21 protein-coding genes are annotated in these 20,784 nt (G+C 72.1%); 10 read left to right on the top strand and 11 right to left on the bottom strand.

The genetic code is table 11. From position 1 onward, the window contains the following. Positions 1-4: 4 nt before the first annotated feature. The 8 genes from AC24HA_RS02955 to moaC all read left to right on the top strand — a co-directional run bounded on the left by AC24HA_RS02955 (position 5) and on the right by moaC (position 6,066). Positions 5-736 carry an alpha/beta fold hydrolase gene (locus tag AC24HA_RS02955; protein WP_425707986.1) on the top strand — a complete coding sequence of 244 codons (732 nt, stop codon included), beginning with the start codon at positions 5-7 and terminating at the stop codon, positions 734-736. A gap of 93 nt (positions 737-829) precedes the next feature. Then, entirely contained in the window at positions 830-1,468 is a 639-nt protein-coding gene (locus AC24HA_RS02950; RefSeq protein ID WP_425707985.1) for a hypothetical protein, read from the top strand. A 197-nt stretch (positions 1,469-1,665) separates the two neighbouring features. Then, on the top strand, positions 1,666-2,766 hold the full coding sequence (gene moaA, locus AC24HA_RS02945; protein ID WP_487563605.1) for a GTP 3',8-cyclase MoaA: 1,101 nt from the start codon (positions 1,666-1,668) through the stop codon (positions 2,764-2,766). Between the two features lies 1 nt (position 2,767). After that, positions 2,768-3,097, top strand: coding sequence for a MoaD/ThiS family protein (locus tag AC24HA_RS02940; protein WP_425707983.1), 330 nt, complete (start codon positions 2,768-2,770; stop codon positions 3,095-3,097). 2 nt (positions 3,098-3,099) lie between these two features. Then, on the top strand, positions 3,100-3,522 hold the full coding sequence (locus AC24HA_RS02935) for a molybdenum cofactor biosynthesis protein MoaE (RefSeq protein ID WP_425707982.1): 423 nt from the start codon (positions 3,100-3,102) through the stop codon (positions 3,520-3,522). Then, complete coding sequence (locus AC24HA_RS02930) at positions 3,519-4,325, top strand: HesA/MoeB/ThiF family protein (protein WP_425707981.1); 807 nt, start codon at positions 3,519-3,521, stop codon at positions 4,323-4,325. Before AC24HA_RS02935 ends, AC24HA_RS02930 begins: the two co-directional genes overlap by 4 nt. Next, a complete protein-coding gene (locus AC24HA_RS02925; RefSeq protein ID WP_425707980.1) occupies positions 4,322-5,593 on the top strand; it encodes a molybdopterin molybdotransferase MoeA in 1,272 nt (423 codons plus the stop codon). The genes AC24HA_RS02930 and AC24HA_RS02925 overlap by 4 nt, the downstream gene beginning before the upstream one ends. Next, positions 5,590-6,066, top strand: a complete 477-nt coding sequence (gene moaC / locus AC24HA_RS02920; RefSeq protein ID WP_425707979.1) for a cyclic pyranopterin monophosphate synthase MoaC — start codon at positions 5,590-5,592, stop codon at positions 6,064-6,066. The genes AC24HA_RS02925 and moaC overlap by 4 nt, the downstream gene beginning before the upstream one ends. A gap of 130 nt (positions 6,067-6,196) precedes the next feature. Here the strand turns inward: moaC and AC24HA_RS02915 are convergent, their stop codons facing one another. The 6 genes from AC24HA_RS02915 to AC24HA_RS02890 are packed head-to-tail and all read right to left on the bottom strand — an operon-like array spanning position 6,197 to position 14,460. After that, positions 6,197-7,486, bottom strand: coding sequence for a benzoate/H(+) symporter BenE family transporter (locus tag AC24HA_RS02915; RefSeq protein WP_425707978.1), 1,290 nt, complete (start codon positions 7,484-7,486; stop codon positions 6,197-6,199). Beyond that, a complete protein-coding gene (locus tag AC24HA_RS02910) occupies positions 7,483-9,048 on the bottom strand; it encodes a class I adenylate-forming enzyme family protein (protein WP_425707977.1) in 1,566 nt (521 codons plus the stop codon). The genes AC24HA_RS02915 and AC24HA_RS02910 overlap by 4 nt, the downstream gene beginning before the upstream one ends. Before the next feature lie 3 nt (positions 9,049-9,051). Beyond that, entirely contained in the window at positions 9,052-10,329 is a 1,278-nt protein-coding gene (locus AC24HA_RS02905; protein ID WP_425707976.1) for a xanthine dehydrogenase family Fe-S subunit, read from the bottom strand. Beyond that, entirely contained in the window at positions 10,326-11,228 is a 903-nt protein-coding gene (locus AC24HA_RS02900) for an FAD binding domain-containing protein (RefSeq protein WP_425707975.1), read from the bottom strand. Before AC24HA_RS02900 ends, AC24HA_RS02905 begins: the two co-directional genes overlap by 4 nt. Position 11,229: 1 nt before the next feature. Beyond that, positions 11,230-12,009 carry an enoyl-CoA hydratase/isomerase family protein gene (locus AC24HA_RS02895; RefSeq protein WP_425707974.1) on the bottom strand — a complete coding sequence of 260 codons (780 nt, stop codon included), beginning with the start codon at positions 12,007-12,009 and terminating at the stop codon, positions 11,230-11,232. Positions 12,010-12,030: 21 nt separating this feature from the next. Beyond that, positions 12,031-14,460, bottom strand: coding sequence for a xanthine dehydrogenase family protein molybdopterin-binding subunit (locus AC24HA_RS02890; RefSeq protein ID WP_425707973.1), 2,430 nt, complete (start codon positions 14,458-14,460; stop codon positions 12,031-12,033). Between the two features lie 83 nt (positions 14,461-14,543). Between AC24HA_RS02890 and AC24HA_RS02885 the strand changes: the two genes are divergently transcribed. Next, positions 14,544-15,194 (top strand): PadR family transcriptional regulator, encoded by a 651-nt coding sequence (locus AC24HA_RS02885; protein ID WP_425707972.1) that lies wholly within the window; start codon positions 14,544-14,546, stop codon positions 15,192-15,194. Beyond that, entirely contained in the window at positions 15,191-16,003 is an 813-nt protein-coding gene (locus tag AC24HA_RS02880; RefSeq protein ID WP_425707971.1) for an alpha/beta fold hydrolase, read from the top strand. The genes AC24HA_RS02885 and AC24HA_RS02880 overlap by 4 nt, the downstream gene beginning before the upstream one ends. On the opposite strand, the gene AC24HA_RS02875 is transcribed toward AC24HA_RS02880, so the two are convergent. From AC24HA_RS02875 to AC24HA_RS02855, 5 genes are read right to left on the bottom strand one after another with little or no spacing between them, the layout of a single operon-like run. Next, positions 15,979-16,524 carry a gamma carbonic anhydrase family protein gene (locus AC24HA_RS02875; RefSeq protein ID WP_425707970.1) on the bottom strand — a complete coding sequence of 182 codons (546 nt, stop codon included), beginning with the start codon at positions 16,522-16,524 and terminating at the stop codon, positions 15,979-15,981. The two genes, AC24HA_RS02880 and AC24HA_RS02875, sit on opposite strands and share 25 nt — an antisense overlap. Continuing rightward, positions 16,521-17,141, bottom strand: coding sequence for a UbiX family flavin prenyltransferase (locus tag AC24HA_RS02870; protein WP_425707969.1), 621 nt, complete (start codon positions 17,139-17,141; stop codon positions 16,521-16,523). The genes AC24HA_RS02875 and AC24HA_RS02870 overlap by 4 nt, the downstream gene beginning before the upstream one ends. A gap of 13 nt (positions 17,142-17,154) precedes the next feature. Beyond that, on the bottom strand, positions 17,155-18,585 hold the full coding sequence (locus tag AC24HA_RS02865; protein ID WP_425707968.1) for a UbiD family decarboxylase: 1,431 nt from the start codon (positions 18,583-18,585) through the stop codon (positions 17,155-17,157). Between the two features lie 53 nt (positions 18,586-18,638). Next, positions 18,639-20,009 (bottom strand): aldehyde dehydrogenase family protein, encoded by a 1,371-nt coding sequence (locus AC24HA_RS02860; protein ID WP_425707967.1) that lies wholly within the window; start codon positions 20,007-20,009, stop codon positions 18,639-18,641. Beyond that, the gene (locus AC24HA_RS02855; protein WP_425707966.1) at positions 20,006-20,779 is read right to left on the bottom strand and encodes an SDR family oxidoreductase; all 774 of its coding nucleotides are present in this window, start codon (positions 20,777-20,779) and stop codon (positions 20,006-20,008) included. The genes AC24HA_RS02860 and AC24HA_RS02855 overlap by 4 nt, the downstream gene beginning before the upstream one ends. Between the last annotated feature and the right edge of the window lie 5 nt (positions 20,780-20,784).

Raw genomic sequence — 20,784 nt, 5'->3', positions numbered from 1 at the left:
CAGCATGCACCTCCACGTCGAGGGCCACGGCTCAGGTCCCCGCGTCGTCCTCATCCACGCGGACGTCGCCACGGGGGCCTCGGCGTGGCGGCGCCAGCTCGAGCTCGCCGACAGCTACCGGCTGGTGATTCCCGACCGCCCGGGATACGGGCAGAGCACGGCCCAGGGACGCGTCGACTTCGAGCGGGAGGTCGAGGCGGTCCTCCCGCTCCTTGACGGCGGGGCGCACCTGGTGGGTCACTCCTACGGCGGTGTCGTGAGCCTCCTGGCCGCTGCCGCACGGCCCTCGTCCGTGCTGTCGCTCACCGTGGTCGAGCCGCCCGCGTTCGCCCTCGCGCCGGACCTTCCCGAGGTGCGCGAGATGGTGTCGGCGCTGGAGCGGGTCTGGGCGGAGGAGCCCGACGATCCCGAGAGGTTCTTCTCGAGGTTTGCCGCGATCATCGGGGAGCGGGCGTGGCCCCGCTCCCCGATGCCCGAGGCCATGGCGGACGGCGTCCGGCAGCTCATGGCCGAGCGTGTGCCGTGGGAGGCACAGATCGACGTCGCCACCATCCGCGAGGCCGGGATCCCGGTCATGGTCGTCTCCGGCGGCCACGCCGAGGCGCTCGAGCTACTGTGCGACCGCCTGGCCGGCGAGCTGTCCGCCCGGCGCGAGGTCGTCGCAGGCGCCCGGCATGCGGTGCCGCGGGTCGGGCCGGCGTTCAACGACCTGCTGCGGGACTTCCTCCCTGCGTGATGCCGTGCGATGCGGGGCACTGCCGTGGGCCAGCACGCCGCCACCCCGACAGGTTGAGAGGGCGCCGACGCCGCGCGCCATTACCCTGGTGCGATGGACGCAACGAGGCGGGGACGTCGACGGGCTCGCACGACGGCGCTGGTGGCGGCCTCGAGCCTCCTGGTTCTCACGGGCTGCGGCGGCGACGAAGCGTTGACGGAGGACGACGCCGTCGAGCGCGTCGCCACGGCGATGCGCGAGGCTCCGACCTTCTCCTTCGAGTGGACCTCCGACATCCCGGACGCCGGCACGACCACGGACGGGGTGGTGCGATACGACGACGAGGGGGAGGTGGATCTCCTCTCGCTCACCACTCGGGACCACGACGGCTCCGTGACCCTCGAGGTGCGGCTGATCGACGGGACGATGTACGAGCGCACCGGCGGTGCCGGTGAGTACGCGGTCCTCGACGACGAGGCCCGTGCTAACCACATCGAGGGCTGGGACTGGGCGGGCGCCACCGAGGCGTGGGGGGATCCGGAGTCCATGGAGGAGGTCGGCGAGGCCGACGTCGAGGGCACCACGACGGTCGAGTACGAGGTGGACCTCGGCGACCAGGTCCACCGGTGGTGGGTCGACGACGAGGACCGGCTCCTTCGCATCGACACCGGGCCGGATGGTGGGGACGGGATCCTGCGCGACTGGGGCGAGCCCGTCGATGTCCAGGTGCCGGACGGCGTCGAGAGCTCCTGACTCCCGTCCTGCCGACGCCGGCCACGCGCGTCCGCACTCCTGTTGCCCGCCCCACCCGGCGGGCCCGTCCGCGGTGAGAACACCCACTTCCCGCGGGGTCATTAGTTGATAGATTGATTGCGTATTGGTCCGCGAATCGCCCGTCGTCGTCGAGGGGAGGCGAAGTGACCACACAACCCTCGCAGGCACCCGTCCTCATGCCGATCCCGACCATCCCGTCGCCCTCCGGTACGGACGCAGCCACCGGTACCGGTTCCGGCACCCCGCTGCCCACCGACGCCCGCGGCCTGCCCGACCGCTTCGGCCGCCGCGCCACCGACCTTCGGGTCTCGCTGACTGACCGCTGCAACCTGCGCTGCACCTACTGCATGCCGGCCGAGGGCCTCGACTGGCTCCCCACGCCGGACGTGCTGACGGACGACGAGGTCGTCCGCCTCGTCGCCATCGCCGTGCGGGACCTCGGGGTGCGCACGGTCCGGTTCACCGGCGGCGAGCCGCTGCTGCGCCGGGGCCTCGAGCACATCATCGCCGGCACGGCCGCGCTCCGGGACCCCGACGGGAACAAGCCGGACATCGCGCTGACCACCAACGCCCTCGGCCTCGACAAGCGCATCGACTCCCTCGTCGAGGCCGGCCTGGACCGGGTGAACATCTCGATCGACTCCCTGGACCGCGAGCGGTACGCCGCGGCCGCTCGCCGGGACCGGCTCCACGACGCGCTGCGCTCGCTCGACGCCGTCGACCGGGTCGGGATCCGCCCGGTCAAGATCAACGCCGTCCCGATCGCCGCCTCCTACCGCGAGGACGCGCCCGAGCTCCTGCGCTTCTGCCTCGAACGCGGCTACCAGCTGCGGTTCATCGAGTACATGCCGATCGGGCCGCGCGAGTCCTGGAAGCGCGGCGAGGTCGTCACCGCCCAGGACCTCCGCGACGCACTGACCGACGCCGGGTTCACCCTCACCCAGCGCCCCGGCCCCCGTGGGTCCGCGCCCGCCGAGGTCGAGGACGTCACCGCTCCCGGCCTGCCCGACGGTAGCGTCGGCCTCGTGGCCTCGGTGAGCGAGCCGTTCTGCGCGGCCTGCACCCGGACCCGCATCACCGCCGACGGACAGGTGCGCTCGTGCCTGTTCGCCACCTCGGAGACCGACCTGCGCGGCCTGCTGCGCGACGGCGCGGACGACGCCGCGCTCGCCCGCCGCTGGCAGGAGGCCATGTGGGGCAAGCCCCGGGCCCACGGCTTCGGCACCGACGACTCCTTCGCCGCCCCTTCCCGCACGATGTCCGCCATTGGAGGCTGACGTGACCACAGAGGCCACGCCCACGACGACGACCACCACGCCCGGCCCGACCGCTGCCGGTACGAGCACCACGGCCGGCACGACCACCGTCACCGTCCGGTTCTTCGCCGGCGCCGCCGAGGCGGCCGGCACCGGCGTCAGGACGGTCGAGGTCCCCGCGGGCGCGACCGTCGGTACGGTCGTCGCCGCGCTGCGCGAGGACGCCGACGAGCGCCTGACGAAGGTCCTCGACGTCGCGACCTGGCTCCTCGACGGGCGCCGCACGCAGGACTCCGCCCCGGTCCCGGCCGGAGCCACGGTCGACTGCCTCCCGCCCTTCGCGGGCGGCTGAGCATGGCCCGACGCGTCGCCGCGGACGTCCTGGAGACCCCTCTGGACCCGGCGGCCCTGACCGAGGCGTGCGCCGACGACCGGTGCGGCGCCGTCGCCACGTTCGCCGGGGTCGTGCGCGACCACGACGATGGCCGCGGCGTCACCGGCATCACCTACAGCTCCCACCCCGACGCCGCGCGGTTCCTCGCGGAGGTCGTCGACGAGTTCACCGACCGGCCCGGCGTGCACGCGGTCGGCGCCCAGCACCGGGTCGGCGACCTGGCGATCGGGGACCACGCGCTCATCGCCGCCGTGGCGGGCGAGCACCGCGCGGAGACCTTCGCGGCGTTGTCCGAGCTGATCGAGCAGATCAAGTCCCGCGTGCCGATCTGGAAGCACCAGGCCTTCACCGACGGATCCACCGAATGGAGCGCCCTCCCGTGAGCCCCGCACCCGCCCCCCTGCCCTCGCTCGAGATCCCGCTCGGCCGGCCGCTCGAGCCGCTGCCGCCGGGCGCCTACGACCGGCACCGCCGGTCGCTCCTCGTCGAGGGCTACGGGGAGCGCGGGCAGCAGCGCCTCGCGGCGGCGCGGATCCTCGTCGTCGGCACCGGCGGGCTCGGCTCGCCCGTGCTCTTCTACCTGGCCGCCATGGGCGTGGGCACGATCTACGTCTCCGACGCCGACGAGGTCGAGCTCAACAACCTCCAGCGGCAGTTCATCCACACCGAGGCCACCGTCGGCACGCTCAAGGCCGACTCCGCCGCCCAGGCGCTGCGTGCCCTGAACTCCGAGATCGAGATCGTGCCGATGGGCCCCGCCACGCCTCAGTCCCTCGACGCGCTGCGCGACGACATCGACCTCGTGATGGAGTGCTCCGACGTCTTCGCCACGAAGTACCTGGTCGGCGACTGGTGCGCAGCGAACGGGAAGCCGCTGGTGTGGGCGAGCGTCATGGCGATGATCTGGCAGGCCTCCGTGTTCTGGACGAGCCCGCCGGCGCCCTGGCGCCCCCTCGCGCTGCGGGACCTCCACGCGGATCCCCCCGCGCCCGGCGCCGTGCAGACCTCTCACGAGATCGGCGTGCTCGGCCCCGTCGTCGGGCAGGTCGCCTCCACCCAGGCCGTCGAGGCCGTCAAGCTCATCGTGGGCACCGGCTCCCCGCTGTTCGGCCGGGTGCTCGTCGGAGACGCACGGACCCAGCAGATGGACCAGCTCGAGTACTCGACCCCCAGGGACGACGCATGAGCCGACTGGTCGACGTCGAGACCCACCTCGGTCGCATCCTGGCCGCGGCCCGCGACGTCGTGGCCGCCGAGCCGGAGCGCACCGTCGAGCGGGTCCCCCTCGGCGCCGCCCGCGGCCGCGTGCTCGCCGCGGACGTCGAGGCGCGCGCCGACGTCCCGCCGTTCACGAACTCCGCGATGGACGGGTTCGCCGTGCGGGCCGCCGACCTCGCGGGCCTGCCCGACGACGCGATCGAGCTTCCCGTGTGCGGCGACGTCGCGGCCGGCGCCGTCCCCGAGCCCCTCGCGAGCGGGACGGCGCAGCGCATCATGACCGGCGCGCCGCTGCCGGACGGCGCCGACGCGATCATCCCCGTGGAGGACACCGACCACTCCCCCGGCCCCGGCCCCGCGCCCGCACGGGTGCGGATCGCCAGGCGTGCCGAGCCCGGCGCGTGCGTCCGGTACCGGGGCGAGGACGTCGCCGTGGGCGACACCGTCCTCACCGCCGGCACCGTCCTCGGCCCGGCACAGGTCGCGGCCGCGGCGTCCGTCGGCCACGGCAGCCTCACGGTCGCCCGCATGCCCCGGGTGCTCGTCGTCACCACCGGGGACGAGCTGGTCGAGCCGGGCGACGCGGCCGCCGTCGGCCTGATCCCCGACTCCAACTCGACGCTCCTCGCGGGCCTGGTCGCCGAGGCCGGCGGCACGCCGGTGCACGGCCGCAGCCGCGACGACGTCGACGCCTTCCGCGCGCGGCTGGACGAGTCGCTGCCCGAGGTCGACCTGGTGGTCACCGCCGGCGGGGTCTCTGCCGGCGCCCACGAGGTCGTGCGCCAGAGCCTCGAGGGCCGCGGCGTCGAGTTCCTGGGGGTCGCGATGCAGCCGGGCAAGCCCCAGGGCTTCGGCACGCTCGACGACGGCACCGGACGGCGCGTGCCGGTGGTCGCGCTGCCCGGCAACCCGGTGAGCGTGTTCGTCGCGTTCCACGTGCTCGTGCGTCCGCTGCTCGCGGTGCTCACCGGCGCGGACCCGGACCGTCCGACGTTCGAGGTCGTGGCCGGCCGCGACTGGCCGACCCCGCCGGGGCGCCGCCAGTACGCGCCCGTGGTCGTCCGGCGCGAGGACGGGGCGCTCGTGGCCGAGCCGCCGCACGCGAGCGGGGCGAAGTCGCACTTCGCGGCCACCCTCGGGCTCGCGGACGCGCTCGCGATCGTGCCGGCCGACGCCGACCGCGTGGCGGCCGGGGACCGCCTCGAGGCCTTCGGTGTCCGAGGATGGGGCGCATGAGCGAGCTCACCCACCTGCGGTCCGACGGCACCGCCTACATGGTCGACGTCACCGCGAAGACCCCCACCGTGCGAGAGGCGACGGCGAGCGCCGCCGTCACGTGCGCGCCGGACACGATGGCGGCCCTGCGCGAGCGGAACGTCCCCAAGGGCGACGTCCTCGCGGTCGCGCGGATCGCCGGCATCCAGGCGGCCAAACGGACGCCGGAGCTGCTGCCGCTGGCCCACGTCATCGGCGTGCACGGGGCGAGCGTCGACCTCGAGCTCCTCGAGGACCGCGTGTCGGTGCGGGCGACCGTGCGGACCGCCGACCGCACGGGGGTCGAGATGGAGGCGCTGACGGCGGTCACCGTCGCCGCCCTGGCGGTGGTCGACATGCTCAAGGGCATCGACCGGACGGTCGCGATCCGCGACGCGATGATCGTCGCGAAGTCCGGCGGGCGGTCCGGGGACTGGGTGCGGCCGGCCGACTGAGGTTGCGGTCGGCCGAGAGGGTCAGCCGGCTGACGAGGCGGTCCGTCGCACGTCCACTGGACCGGCGCGGTCGCTCAGCTGTGTGTGGTCGGGCGTGCGGCGGCGGGCCCCGCCGCCGCACGTCCGTGTGTCAGGACTCCTCGCGGCGCGAGAAGTCCTTCTGCTCGAGCACGAGGGAGGTGAGCACGCCTCCGACGAGGGCCCAGAACGGTGCCGAGATGTGGAGGATGGACACCCCGCTCATGGCGATGACGAGTGCGACGAGCGCTCCGACCTGGAATCGCCTCTCCCGGAAGCTGGACTGGAAGGCCTGGAGCAGCACGCCGATCATGGCGAGTCCGGCGAGTGCCGCCGTCAGCTCCGGCGGGAGCGTGCCGACGATCGCGACGGCGACGCTGGCAAAGATCCCGAAGACGGCGAAGAGGACCCCGTTGACGGCGGTCGCCGCGTATCGGCCGTCCTTGTTCGCACCCGCCTGCTCGGACGAGCAGATCGCGGTCATCGGTCCGGCGATGTTCGCGTTGTGCCCGCCGAACAGGGGCGCGAGGATGCCGCCCACGCCGCTGATGACGGTCATCGAGTTGAAGGGCGGCCGGTACCGCTCGACCATGAGCACGCCCATCGCCTGGGCGTTCTCCGCCCCGATGACGAGGAACGCGAGCGGAACACCGACGGCGAGGATCGCGCTCACGTCGAACGACGGCATCACCAGCTCGGGGGCCGTGAGCGCGAGGTTGCTCTCGAGCGGTGTGAACGACCCTGTGACCGCGGCGGCGATCGCACCGGCCACCAGCGCGCCGACGACTCCGGGCACCGCCTTGATGAACCGGGAGAGCATGAGATACCCGGCGATGGCGGCGCCGACGACGACCGGCAGGGCGACGGCCGCGTCGACGACCCCGGTCCCGAACCTGATGAGAGCTCCGGCGATCATCGCCATGACGATCGGGAACGGCAGCCAGGTGGCCACCTTCCGCACCAGGCCCGTGAGCCCGATGACGAGCACGATGACACCGGCGGCGAGGAAGGCCCCGACCATCTGGGAGAACTCGTACTCGGCGAGCGCCGCGACGACGAGGACTGCGCCCGGGATGCTGTAGGCCCCCGTGATGGGCTGCTTGTAGTACAGCGCCATGACGAACGAGATGAGGCCACCGAACACGTAGATCCCGAAGATCCACGAGGAGATGACGACGTCGGACAACCCGTTGGCCTGGCCGCCGTTGATGACGATGAGGGCCGGGCCGGTGCACCCGAAGATGGCGGCGATGAGGCCCGCGCCGACCGTGGAGATGTTGAGGTGCTTCGGCAGGTCCCGTACACCCGCGGCGAACCCGGACCCCGCCTCGACGAACCTGCGGTCGACCACCGTGGGCGTGGGTTCCTGCTCGTGCTCCTGCTGCTGCTCGCTGACGCTCATGACGCGCCGACCTCCGTGGTGGAACGCAGCTGGTAGTCGCCGGCGACGAGCTTCCGGCGCAGGATCTTGCCGACCGGGCTCTTCGGGATGGCGGAGATGACGAGGATCTTCTTGGGCCGCTTGTACTGCGAGAGCGGGGCCTCGTTGCGGCTCCACTCCTGGAGCTCGGCAGCGAAGGCGGTCGGGTCGACGCCCGTGTCGGCCGGGACGACGAAGGCCGTGACCGCCTGCCCCCACTTCTCGTCCTTGAGACCGACGACGGCGACCTCGGACACACCGGGGTGACGCGAGAGGACGTCCTCGACCTCGATGGGGTGGACGTTCTCCCCGCCCGTGATGATCATGTCGTCGACCCGGCCGTCGACCCAGAGGTCGCCGTCGGCGTCGATGTGCCCGAGGTCGCCCGTGTGGTACCAGCGGCCGCGGATGGACTTCGCGTCGGCGTCGGGCCGGTTCCAGTAGCCCTGGAAGGCCTCGTCGGAGTCGAGCGAGGCGACGATCTCCCCGACGACGTCGACCGGAAGCTGCTCGTGGGTGTCCGTCGACCCGGGGTCGACGACCCGGAGGCGGGAGTACAGGCCCGGGCGCCCGGCGCTGCCGGGCTTGCGGGCCGCGTTCTCCTCGATCGCGAAGGTGTAGACCTCGCTGGACCCGTAGTGGTTGACGAACACCTCCGGGGCGATCGCCTTCTCGAGCTGCTCGCACAGGGTCGAGGTCATCGCGGCGCCCGCGAAGGCGAGCTTGCGCACCGAGCGCCCCACGCGATCGAGCCCGCCGGTCTGGGCGAGTGCCCAGAAGGCGGTCGGCACGAGGTACAGGGCGGAGACCTGCTCGGCCTCGATGAGCTCGACGGCCTGCGGCGCGTTGTAGACGGGCATCTCGACGAACGTGCCGCCGACGATGAGCATCGACTGCAGCGAGCGCAGCCCCATCGTGTGGTACATCGGCATGGCGCCGAGCGTGGACTCGCCGTACTGGTAGCTGCACTGCATGACGTGCGCGGCCGAGGCCGCGAACTCGTTGCGCTGGGTCCGCGGCACGCCCTTGGGCTTGGCCGTGGTGCCCGACGTGTAGAGCATGACGGCGGGGTCGTCCTCGGTGACGACGACGTCCGGCGCCGCGTTGCCGGCGGCGGCGACGACGCTCGCGAAGTCCTCCGCCCCGTCCAGCGGGTCGGTACCGGCGTACAGCAGGACGGGGCTCACCGTCGCCATGCGCAGCGCCTCCTCGGCGACCCCGCGTGCGAGGTCGTCGACGACGACGACCTTCGGCTCGGCGTCGTCGAGGCAGTAGGCGAGCTCCGGCCCCGAGAGCCGGATGTTGTACGGGGTCGAGAGCACGCCGAGCTTCTGCAGCGCGAGGTGCGTGGAGGCCATGACCTCCGAGTTCGACAGGAACATGGCGACCCGGTCGCCCGGGGCCACCCCCAGCCCGCGCACGGCGTTGGCGATCTGGTTGGTGCGCTCGTCCCACTCGCGATACGTCATGCGTCGCGAGCCGACGAACCCGAGCCGCTCAGGGAACCGCTCCGCCGTCCAGGCGAGCGTGCGTCCGATCTCCATCGATCAGTTCCTCCTCGTGATGCGGTTGAGAACCCCACGCAGGCGCGCGGCGGTGAGCTGGGTGACCATGGCGATGGCGCTGGGCGGTGCGGTGGTGACGGGCTCCTCGCCGCGCGCGGTCGCGTCCATCGCACGCGTGAACTGCCCGAACATCTCGCGGCTGACGTCACCCGCGAGCGAGCGGCCGAACTGGGCGATGCGGCCCGTCATGTGCAGGTCGGCCTCGGCGTGGATCACTGCGCCGTCGCCGTGCGGGGCCACCGTGAGAAGCACCCTCGCCTGGACGCTGCCGCCCCCGGCGTCCTCGGCCTGGGCGAGCGCGACGATCCGGCGGTCGGTCCCGTCCCGCTCGACCACGTGGATGTCGCCGACGAACGCGAGCTTGACGGGGCCGAGCGCGACCCGGATGCGACCCTTGTACCGGTCGTCGCCGAAGTCGGAGACGAGCTCGGCGCCCGGCAGGCAGCGGGCGAGGCGTTCGGTGTCCGCCATGACGGCCCAGATCTGCTCGGGGGTGGCGGCCACCTCGTCGTCGACCTCGATCGCCACGGTCGGCTCGGTGGCGGGCATGCGGATCTCGGCGACGCCCTGGTCGACCTCGGCCTCGTCCTGCCCGGCGGCCGAGGCCCGCCCGCCCACGCTGTCGCGCGGGAGAAGGGCGGCCGTGGCGCAGTTGTGCGGGGCGGGGACGCCGTCCGGGTGGTCCTCGGAGACCTCCGCGACCGCGTCCATGATGTTCCGGTACCCGGTGCAACGGCACAGGACGCCGGACATCTTCTCGGGCAGCTCCTCGCGCGACACCCCGGGCTCGTGGTCAAGGAGGTCGTAGGCGCTCATCAGCTGGCCGGGCGTGCAGAAGCCGCACTGGAGCCCGTGGTGCCGGCCGAACGACTCCTGCAGCGGGTGGAGGTCGTCGGGCCGGCCCAGGCCCTCGACCGTCATGATCTCGGCCCCCTCGAGCTGGCAGGCCAGGAGGAGGCAGGCGCGGGCGGCGTCGCCGTCGACGATCACGGTGCACATCCCGCACACGCCGTGCTCGCAGCCGATGTGGGTGCCCGTGAGGCCGAGGTGGTCGCGCAGGGCGTCGGAGAGCGTGACCCGGGGCGCCACGTCGACGGTGGCGGGCCGACCGTTGACGGTGAAGGACACGCGCACGGTCTCCCCGGCCTCGACCCGCAGGGTCTCCGGGGCGTCCTCGGCCGTGCGGCCGGAGCGTCCGGGCCGGCCCGAGCGGCCCGTGAGGAGGTCGCGGGTGGCGGACAGGGTGCGCGGGGGGTTCATGCGGCGACGCTCCTCACGGTCGAGGTGTAGGCGCGGGCGAGCTCGCGGGCGGCGAGCGTGCGGACCAGGCGGCGGCGGTAGGCGGGAGAGCCGCCGGCGTCGCCGCCGGTCGTCACGACGTCGGCAGCCATCGCGTCGGTCGCTTCGGTCAGCCGGGCGGCCAGGTCGGCGGCCGACCCGTCGGAGCCCTCGAGAGCCTCGGCGAGCGCGCCACCGAGGTCGCGGCGCTGCGGCCGGTCGGAGACCCCGAAGGAGGTGACGTGGGCGTCGCGGATCTCGCCGTCCCGGGTGCGCACCCGGACGCCGACGCCTGCGAGCGCGAAGTCGCCGTGGCGGCGAGCGACCTCGGAGAACCCGTACCCGTCACCGGCCTCGGGCACGGGCATCCGCACCGAGGTGACGACGTCGGTGGGGCCCAGCGCCGTCGTCATGGCCCCGACGAAGAAGTCCTCGGCCGTGACCTGTCGCCGTCCGGCCGGCCCCGCGACGTCGAGCGTGGCGCCCAGGCAGAGCGCGACCGCGGGCAGCTCGGAGGACGGGTCCGCGTGTGCGAGCGAGCCGCACACGGTGCCGCGGCTGCGGATCTCCCGGTGGCCGATCCACGGGAGCGCCTGGCTCAGCAGCGGCACGGTGCCGCGGTGCTCCCGCTCGATGCGGCGCTGGCGGACGGCGGCACCGATGCGCAGGCACCCGTCGGAGATGCCGACCTGGGCGAGCTCGGGGACGCGGGTGATGTCGACGAGCGTGGCCGGCCGGCCGAGCCGCATCGCGAGGACGGGCACCAACGACTGTCCGCCGGCGATGACCTTGCCGCCGCCCTGCTCGTCCGCGGCGACGAGCTCGGCGACGACGTCCGCGAGCCTGGTCGGTCGGACGTAGGCGAAGGGGGCGGCCTTCACGTCAACGGCCCTCGAAGACGGGCGCGCGCTTCTCGGTGAACGCGGCGACGCCCTCGGCGAAGTCGTGCGTCGCGCGCAGCATCGAGTAGGACTTGCGCTCGAGCTCGACGCCGGTGGACAGGGGCCCGTCGACGCCGCGGTCGAGGACCTCCTTGGCGGTGCGCAGGGCGACGGGCGAGTAGCCGAGCATCGTCGACACGACGCGCTCGACCTCGGCCTCGAGGCCGTCGCGGTCCTCGGAGACGGACGCCAGCAGGCCCCAGTCGAGCGCCTGCTGCGCCTGGATCCGCTCGGCGGTGAGGACGTGGTACTTGGCTCGGGAGAGGCCGATGAGGCGGGCGAGGCGCTGGGTCCCGCCGCTGCCGGGCATCATGCCGAGACGCATCTCGGGCAGGGCGAACTCCGAGCGCGCGGTCGCGAGCCGGATGTCGGTGGACAGGGCGAGCTCGAAGCCGACGCCGAAGCAGTAACCGTCGACCGCGGTGATGACGGGCTTCGGCGAGCGGGCCGGTGCCGTGATGTCCTGACCGAGGTCGGTGAGATCGAACGGCTCGACCTCCATGAAGCCGGCGATGTCGCCGCCCGAGGTGAAGTGCTCGCCCTCGCCGCGGATGACGACGACCGCCACGCGCGGGTCGGCGTCGATCTCGGCGAACCGCTCGGCCATGAGCGCGCGGGTCTCCATCGTCACGATGTTGAACCGCCCGTGGTCGAGCGTGAGGTTGGCGACGCGGCCGTCGTGGCTGCGCTCGAGTCGGATGTCTCCGCCGGTCAGGGGCATGTCGTCTCTTTCCTTCGTGGGTCAGCGGGAGGTGGTGAGCAGGTCGTGGATGACGTTGCCGTGGAGCGGGAGGCGCGTGATCTCGACGTCGTGCGCGGACAGGGCGTCCTCGACGGCGTTGGCCACGGCCACGGGGAAGCTCATCGAGCTCCCCTCGCCGGAGCCCTTCGCGCCGAGCCTCGTGACGGGGGATGGTGTCACCAGCCGGTTCCCCACCAGCGGGAACATCGACTCCGCGGCCGTGGGCACGAGGTAGTCCATGAACGTCGAGGTCGGCTGCCCGGAGTCCGTGTAGGCCATCTCCTCGTAGAGCGCGCCGCCCAGGCCGTGGACGATCGCCCCGTGCACCTGGCCCTCGATGAGCAGCGGGTTGAGGACGGTGCCGGCGTCGTGCACGCCGGTGACCTTCTCGACGGCGATCTCGTACGTCTCGGGGTCGATGCGGACCTGGACGAGCTCGGCGACGAAGCCGTAGCACAGGGAGGAGTTGACCTGGTCCGTGCGCGAGGGCGCCTTCGCCTCCGGCGGGACGAACGCGGCCTCGGCGTAGAGGCTGGCCTCGACGTCGTCGGGCAGGGAGCCCGGGTCCCAGTGGACGACGCCCGCGGCGTGCCGGAACTTCACCGAGCGCTCGGGCTCGGCGGCGACCCGCACGAGGCCGTCGACCAGCTCGAGCTCGTCCGGCTCCGCCTGGAGCAGCACCCCGGCCGCCACCTTGATCGACGCCGCGATCCGGTCGGTGGCCTCGACGATGGCCGAGGTCAGGAGCGGTGAGAAGCGCGAGGAGTAGCTGCCGGAGGTGACCGTCCACGGCGTCGTCGAGGTGTCCATGTCCACCTTGGGCACGACCTGCTCCAGCGGCAGCCCGAGCTGGTCGGCGACCACCTGCCGGGCGACCGTCGCGTGCCCCTGGCCCTGCGGGACCGTGCCGAGCAGCACGGAGACGACGCCGAACGGGTCGACCGTCACGCGCACGTGCTCCGTCGAGCCGGACTTGTCCCGCCCGGGCGGGCGGTCCTCCGAGGGGGTCGCGAGGCCGACGTAGCCGATGTTCGTGGCCGACGGCTCGACGACGACCGCCACGCCGCTGCCGACGAGCTCGCCGCGCGCGCGGGCCTCGGCCTGCTCGGCGCGCAGCCGCGCGTAGTCGGTCGACTCCAGCAGCAGCTCGACGGCCTTCTCGTAGTCCCCGGAGTCGTAGATGCCGCCGGTGGGCGTGGCGTAGGGGAACGATCCGGAGCGTACGAGGTTGCGCTGCCGCAGCTCGACGGGGTCGTCGCCGAGCTCGCGCGCGATCTTGTCCATCACGCGCTCGAGGCCGAAGTACAGCTGCTGGCCGCCGAACCCGCGGTTGAGCCCGGTGGGTGTCTTGTTCGTGACGACCGCGCGGGACCTCAGGCGCACCGCGTCGATCCGGTAGGCGCCGGTGATGTTGCCGAAGCACCGGTAGAGCGTCGCCGGCTCGGGCGGGCGCAGGTAGGCACCGACGTTCTCGGTGAAGTCGACGTCCAGGGCCTGGACGAGCCCGTCGGCATCGACGGCGGCGGTGAAGCGCATGAGCCGGTCCGACCCGGCCGAGCTCGCGAGCAGGTGCTCGTTGCGGTCCTCGGTCCACCGCACCGGGCGGCCCGCATGCCGGCTCGCGAGCGCCATGAGCGCGATGTAGGGGTAGATGCCCGCCTTGATGCCGAAGCTGCCCCCGTTGTCCTCCGGCACGATCAGCCGCAGCTGCGCCGGCCCGATCCCCAGCGCGCCGGACAGCACCGGCACCATCGAGAACGGTCCGTGGAAGTTGGAGTACGCGGTCACGTGCGGGCCGTCGGCCTCGTCCCGCCACTCGGCGACGACCGAGTAGCACTCCATCGGTGTGGACGAGTACCGCGGGAAGCTGTACTCCCCGGTGACCACGCGCGCTGCCGAGGCGAACGTCTCGTCGACCTCGCCGAAGGTGAACGTGCGGTCGCTCGCGACGTTGGTCTCCGCCGTGTCGTGCAGCAGGGGCGCGTCCGGCTCGATCGCCTTTGCGGTGTCGACGACGGCGGGCAGCAGGTCGTAGTCCACACGGACGAGCTCGGCGGCGTCCTCCGCGGTGTACCGGTCGGTGGCGACGACGACGGCGACCGGCTCGCCGACGAAGCGGACCTTGTCCGTGCCCGTGGGGTAGTAGGGCATCGGTGCGCGCAGCGAGAGGGGGAACGGCTTGAGCGCCTCGAGGACCTCCTCGGGGCCGATGACCGCGGCGACGCCGGGGTGGGCGCGGGCCCGGTCGAGGTCGACCGAACGGATGTAGGCGTGCGGGTGCGGGCTGCGCACGACGGCGGCGACCAGCGTGCCCGGAAGGGGGTCGAGATCGTCGAGGAAGCGGCCACGGCCCGTGAGCAGCGCGGGGTCCTCGAGGCGCGCGAGGCCCTGCCCCACGAACCTCTCGCGGCCGTTCGTATCCCCGGTCATGGCATCCTCCGCCGACATCGTCACATAACCATCCGCTTCAGACGGTATGTCCCGGAGGATGAAACTAGAGTACGGTCGGGGACATGTCAACGGTGCGGCTCTCGACGACGTCCTACGTCGTCCTCGGACTCATCGGGCTGCGTGGCCCGTCCACCTCGTACGACCTCAAGCGCGCCGTCGGCCGCTCAGTCGGCTACTTCTGGCCGTTCCCGCACGCCCAGCTGTACTCCGAGCCGCGCCGCCTCGCCGACGCCGGACTGCTGGAGGTCGAGACGGAGTCGGACGGGCGCCGCCGGCAGACGTTCTCGCTGACGTCGCAGGGCCGCACCGAGCTGTCGCGGTGGCTCGCCGAGCCCGTGACGGACCCCATGCAGATCCGTGACGTCGCCGAGCTCAAGCTCTTCCTCGGTGAGCTTGCCACCGAGGACGACCTGCTCGCGCTCGCCGAGGAGCAGGTCCGCCAGCACGGCGCACGGCTGGGCGTGTACGACGACATGGCGGCCCGCTACGAGGGCGCCCCGCGCCTGGCCCCACGTCTGCGCTCGCTACGGCTCGGGCAGCGGCTCGAGCGCGCCGCGCTCGAGTTCTGGACCGAGCTCGTCGACGAGGTGAGCACCGGCGCCGGCCGGGCTGACGAGGAAGGCACCGGCACCGACCCGGCCGACGAGGTGGGGACGGAGGGCGATCTCATCTACACGGTGGCCGCCACCGAGGACCTGAGGCGCCGGGCATGACCGGCGAGCTCCACGCCACGAGAACCAGCGACCTCCACGTCACCACGACCGGCGACGGCCCACGGGTGGTCCTGCTGCACTGCGACGCCGCCACCGGCAGCACGGGGTGGCGCGCGCAGCGCGGACTGGCTTCGCGCTGGACCCTCGTGGTCCCGGACCGACCGGGCTACGGCCGCAGCCCGCGCGCCCGGGTCGACTTCGAGGCCGAGGCGCCCGCACACGCGGGCCTCCTGAGCGAAGGCGCGCACCTGGTGGGCCACTCGAACGGTGGCGTGGCCGCCATGCACGTCGCCGCGCTGGCACCGCACCTGGTCAGGTCCCTGACCCTCGTCGAGCCGCCCGCCTTCGGCGTCACCGACGCGCCCGAGGCCGTCGCCACCCGCGAGCGGCTCATCGAGCTCTGGGAACAGGGGCCGGACGACCCGTTCGAGTTCTGGGACCGGTTCGCGCGCACGATCGGCGAGCGCCCGTGGCCCCGGCAGCCCCTGCCCACCGCCTTCGAGGACGGCGTGCGGGCGCTCATGGGCTCGCGCGGCCCCTGGGAGGCGCGGCCTGATCTCGTAGCGCTCCGCGCGGCGCCGTTCCCGGTGCTCGTCGTCTCGGGCGGCCACCACGCCGGGTTCGAGGCGGTGGCGGACACGATCGCCTCCGCCACGGACGCCGAGCGTGCGGTGCTGCCGGGCCGACAGCACATGGTGCCGCTGGTGGGCGAGCCGTTCGACGCGCTGGTCGACGACTTCTGGCGGCGGACCGACAGCGCCCAGGCGCGCGACGCCGGCGCCGGTCAGGCCCCGCGGGCGTCCGCGTGAACGGCTGACAGCTCGAGGTACGTCTCGGCGTTCCGGCGGATCGCCTCGACCTCCTCGTCCGTGGTCTGCCGGCGCACCTTGCCCGGGACGCCCGCCACGAGCGAGCGCGGTGGGATCTCGGTCCCCTCGAGGACGACCGTCCCGGCGGCGATCAGGCTGCCCGCGCCGATCCGTGCGCCGGTGAGCACGACGGCGCCCATGCCGATGAGGACGTCGTCCTCGATCTCGGCGGCGTGCACCACCGCGTTGTGCCCGACGGAGACCCCCTCCCCGATGCGGGCGGACTGCCCGACCTCGACGTGGACGCTCACGTTGTCCTGGATGTTGCTCCGTGCGCCGAGCCGGATCTCCTGACCGTCGAGGTCCGCGCGCAGGACGGCGCCGTACCAGATGCTCGATCGCTCGGCCGCCCTCACGCGTCCGACGACCGTGGCGCCGGGGGCGACGAAGGCGTCCTCGGCGAGCTGGGGCGTCGCGCCGTCGGGCAGGGCGAGGGTGCGGGGGGCGCGGTCGGCGTTCATGCGCGGCCCCCTGCGCCCGGGCGGCCGTCGAGGCTCGCAGCGACGCCGGGCCAGCGCTCGACAAGCCCGACCTCGATGTCGAACAGGTCCAGCATCCGCCCGACCGAGTGGTCGACCACGTCCTGCACCGTCGCCGGGTGCGTATAGAACGCCGGCACGGGCGGGGCGATCACGGCACCCAGCTCACTCAGCTCGGCCATGGTTCGAAGATGGTTGCGGTGCAGGGGTGTCTCCCGTATCCCGAGGACGAGACGCCTGCGCTCCTTGAGCTGCACGTCCGCTGCGCGTGCCATGAGGGAGGAGGTCACTCCCGAGGCGATCTCGGACATGGTCTTGACCGAGCACGGTGCCACGACCATGCCCATGGTCCGGAACGATCCGCTCGCGATGCTCGCGCCGATGTCGTGGTTGGCGTGGACGACGTCGGCGAGGTCCTCGAGGTCGCCCGTCCGCAGGCCGGTCTCCTGGGCGAGCGTGAGCCGTCCGGCCTTGCTGACGATCAGGTGCGTCTCCACCGGAGTGTCCCGCAGCACCTGGAGGATCCGGATGCCGTAGGCAGCGCCGGACGCGCCGGAGATGCCGACGATCAGGCGCGGCGTCATGTCGGAGAGATCCATGCGTCCATCCTCCTCATCGAGCGGTGACTGCTGCGTGCCAGTCTGTCACGGAGGCGTCGACGACCGCCTCGAGGTCGACGTCGTCCTCGCCCGGCACCCGGATCCTCAGGAACTTCATGTCGGGAGCGCCCGCCGGGACGGTCGCGTCGAAGCCCAGCTTCGCACCGACACCCTCGGTCGTGGACGGATCGAGCTTGGAACCCTGGGACGGTCCCACGACGACGAGGTCACGATCCGCCTGGAACCTCGTCGCGACGGCCCACTCGACCTCGCGCGGATCGTGCACGTCGACGTCGGTGTCCACCACCGTGACGTGCTTGATGTCGTAGTGGGTGGCGAGTGCGCCGAGGATGACGTTCTTCGCCTCGCCCGGCTGTGCCTGGTCGACCTGCACATAGAGGTGGTAGCGAGCGACTCCGCCGAGCGAGAGGTGGACGTCCTTCACGCAGGGAAAGGTGCGTCGCAGGTGCGAGAGGAACGACGCCTCGCGCGGGATGCCCCCCAGCAGGAGGTGTTCGAGCCCGCCTCCGACGATCGTGTGGAACAGCGGGTCCTTGCGATGCGTGACCCGGTCGACCTCGATGACGTGCCTCTCCGCGCGCTCGCCGTAGTACTGGGGGAACTCTCCGAACGGCCCCTCGGGCTCTCGGCGGTTGGCCAGCAACCGACCCTCGATGACGATCTCTGCGTCCGCCGGGACCCGGACGTCGTTGGTACGGCATCGCGTCACCCGAAGCGGCGCACCACGCAGTGCACCCGAGATCTCGAGCTCGTCCTGCCCGAGCGGGACGATCGCCTGGGAGGCCATGAGGGTCAGCGGGTCGACACCGACCACGACGGCGATCTCGAGGTCCTCGTCGGCGGCCTCAAGCTCGTCGAAGAACCGCATCGTGTGCCGCGGCAGCAGGAGCGCCCCCAGGCGGTCCGGCCCGCTCACCTGGAGCCGGTGGATGGAGACGTTCTGGGCGCCGGTCGAGGGCTGACGGGAGATGAGCAGCCCCGCCGTGATGTAGCTGCCGCTGTCGTGCTCGTTGTGCGTCGGGATCGGAAGGATCCGCTCGAGGTCGACCTCTTCGTGCTCGACCTCCTGGACCGGGGCGTGGGGAACCTCCGTCCACGGCAATGGATTGCGACAGGCAGCCTCGAACGTGCTGACCAACTCGTCTTCCCCGACGCCGACCGCCTCAGCCATCCACGCCCTCTGAGAGAGCAGGCCGGAGATCACCGTGCCGTTATGGGTTCCCGGTCGAGGGAACAACGATGCGGTCGATCCGTCCAAGCGGTTGGCGACCGCGGCGACACCGTGCCGCAGATCGATCCCATGGTGGATGACGGACAGGCGGTTGCTCGCCGCCAGGTGGTCCAGCCAGCCTCGGAGGTCACTGCCAGGCGGAAGCTCCTCCCGGTGGTCCGGGTCGTCCGTCGATGCCGCTCGCGTACTCATCTCTGACTCTCCTGCTCGGTTTCATGAAGGGATGGCGGGCACGGATCCGGGATCTACAGGGAGAAGTGGACGTGCTTGAGCTCGGTGAACTGCTCTATGCCCTCGACCCCGCGGGTGCGCCCCAGCCCTGACATGCGATATCCACCCGAGGGGGCTTCTGCGTAGGACCTGTTGTAACCATTGATCCAGACCGTGCCGGAGCGGATTCCTCGTGACACGGACAGAGCGCGGCCGAGATCGCGACTCCACACCGAGGTGGCGAGACCGAACGAGTTCGCATTGACGAGCTCGACCGCGTCGTCCTCGTCCCGGTAGGACTCGACCGAGAGCACAGGACCGAAGATGTCGTCCTGAACGAGTGCCGATCCCGGCTCAGCGTCCGTCACGACACTCGGCGTCATGAAGAATCCGCGGGTGCCCGCCGGTTGAACCTGCTCGCCACCGACGCGGACAGTTGCGTCCCGACGGGCAAGGTCGACATACGACGACACCTTCTCGAAGGCTGCCTCGGAGATCAACGGGCCGAGGTCCGACGTCGGATCACGCGGGTCCCCGACCTTGAGCGCGCCGATCGACTCGCCCAGTCGGTCGGCGGTCTCGCCGAGCTGATCCTCGTGAACCAGCACACGGGTGCAGGCCATGCACATCTGCCCGGAGGTCGTCACCGCGGCGCGGGATGCTGCTGCGAGTGCCTGGTCGAGGTCGCCGTCCGGGAGGACGAGCATCGAGGCCTTGCCCCCGAGCTCGAGCAGCGGCCGAGTCATCGTCTCCGCCGAGTCGCGCAGGACTGCCTGTCCGGCTGCCGTCGACGCTGTCAGAGCCACGGCCGCCGTCCCCGGGTGACGCACGAGGGCAGAGCCGGCCACGGCTCCACCGGCGACGACCTGCAGCACACCCGCCTCGATCCCCGACTCGTGGCCCAGTCGAACGATGTGCTCCGTGACCATGTGGGTCTGCGGACTCGGCTTGACGATCGCGGTCACCCCGGCAGCGAAGGCCGGCGCCAGGTCCCGCAGCAGGAGAAGGACGGGCCAGTTCCATGGTGTGATGAATACCGTCGGACCAACGGGCTCACGCACGAGATGCGACTCGCTGCCGTCGGACATCGAACCTGCGCGACCGAGCGGAAGTCGCGCGAGTCCGGCGTTGAACCGCAACGCATCGATACTTCCGACGAGCTCCGTCCGCGCCTCGGCCGTGATCTTGCCGGTCTCCAGGACGATCTCGTCGACCAGGCTGTCGAACTCCGACTCGATCCGTTCCGCCCACCCGAGCAGCACCTCCGCCCGGCGCTTGTGGTCTCGGGGCCACGATCCACGGAAGGCGGCGAGCGAGGCGGAGACGACACGGTCGATCTCCTGGTCGCTTGCCTCGTCGGGGACCTCGAGCTCGTCCTGACTGACCGGTAGAAGGACGTGAGTCATACGAACACCCCACCGCCGTCGACGACGATCGTCTGTCCTGAGACAAAGCCTGCGCTCGGTCCGGACAGCCACATGACTGCTCCCACGAGGTCCTCCGGGACCATCGAGCGTTGGACGGACCGGGTCGAGGCGACCTTGCTCATGTATTCGTCGGTGTTGACTGCGCGGGACCCCGTGTCGTCCACGAGCCCCGGGGATACGGCGTTCACCGTGGTGCCTGATGCGCCCAGCTCACGCGCGGCAGCTCGGGTGAGCCCCTCGACCGCCGCCTTCGACGCGACATAGTGCGCGAATCCTGCGGCCCCCATCCGCGTCACGGTCGAGGCAATGTTGACGACGCGTCCCCCGCCGCCGTCGGCGAGTGCGGGTGCAGCGGCGCGCATCATCTGCCACGTTCCAACGACGTTGACCCGCAGGACGAGGTCCCACTCGGCCTCGGTGAGCTCGAGCATCGAGCGCTTCGCACCGAGCCCGTGATAAACAGCTGCGTTGTTGACGAGGGCATCGAGGCGCCCGAAGCTCTCGACGGCAGCCTCTACCGCGCGGTCAGCGCTCGCCCGATCGGTGATGTCGCCGCCCATGAACTGCGCCCTACCCGGACCAGCGGAGCTTGCCCGTTCGACGAGAGCGCTCGCCTGATCAGCCGTGGACTCGAGGTCCATCGCGAGCACGTTCGCACCGGCTGCCACGAGGGCGCGGAGATACGCCTGGCCGATGTCCCCCACCACACCCGTGAGCAGGACGGTGCGCCCTGCGTGTTCGTTGGTCATTTGTC

Source organism: Georgenia sp. Z1491 (assembly GCF_057652395.1).
The sequence above is the reverse complement of the archived record's forward strand: the minus strand, read 5'-3'. Positions and strand labels throughout refer to the sequence as shown.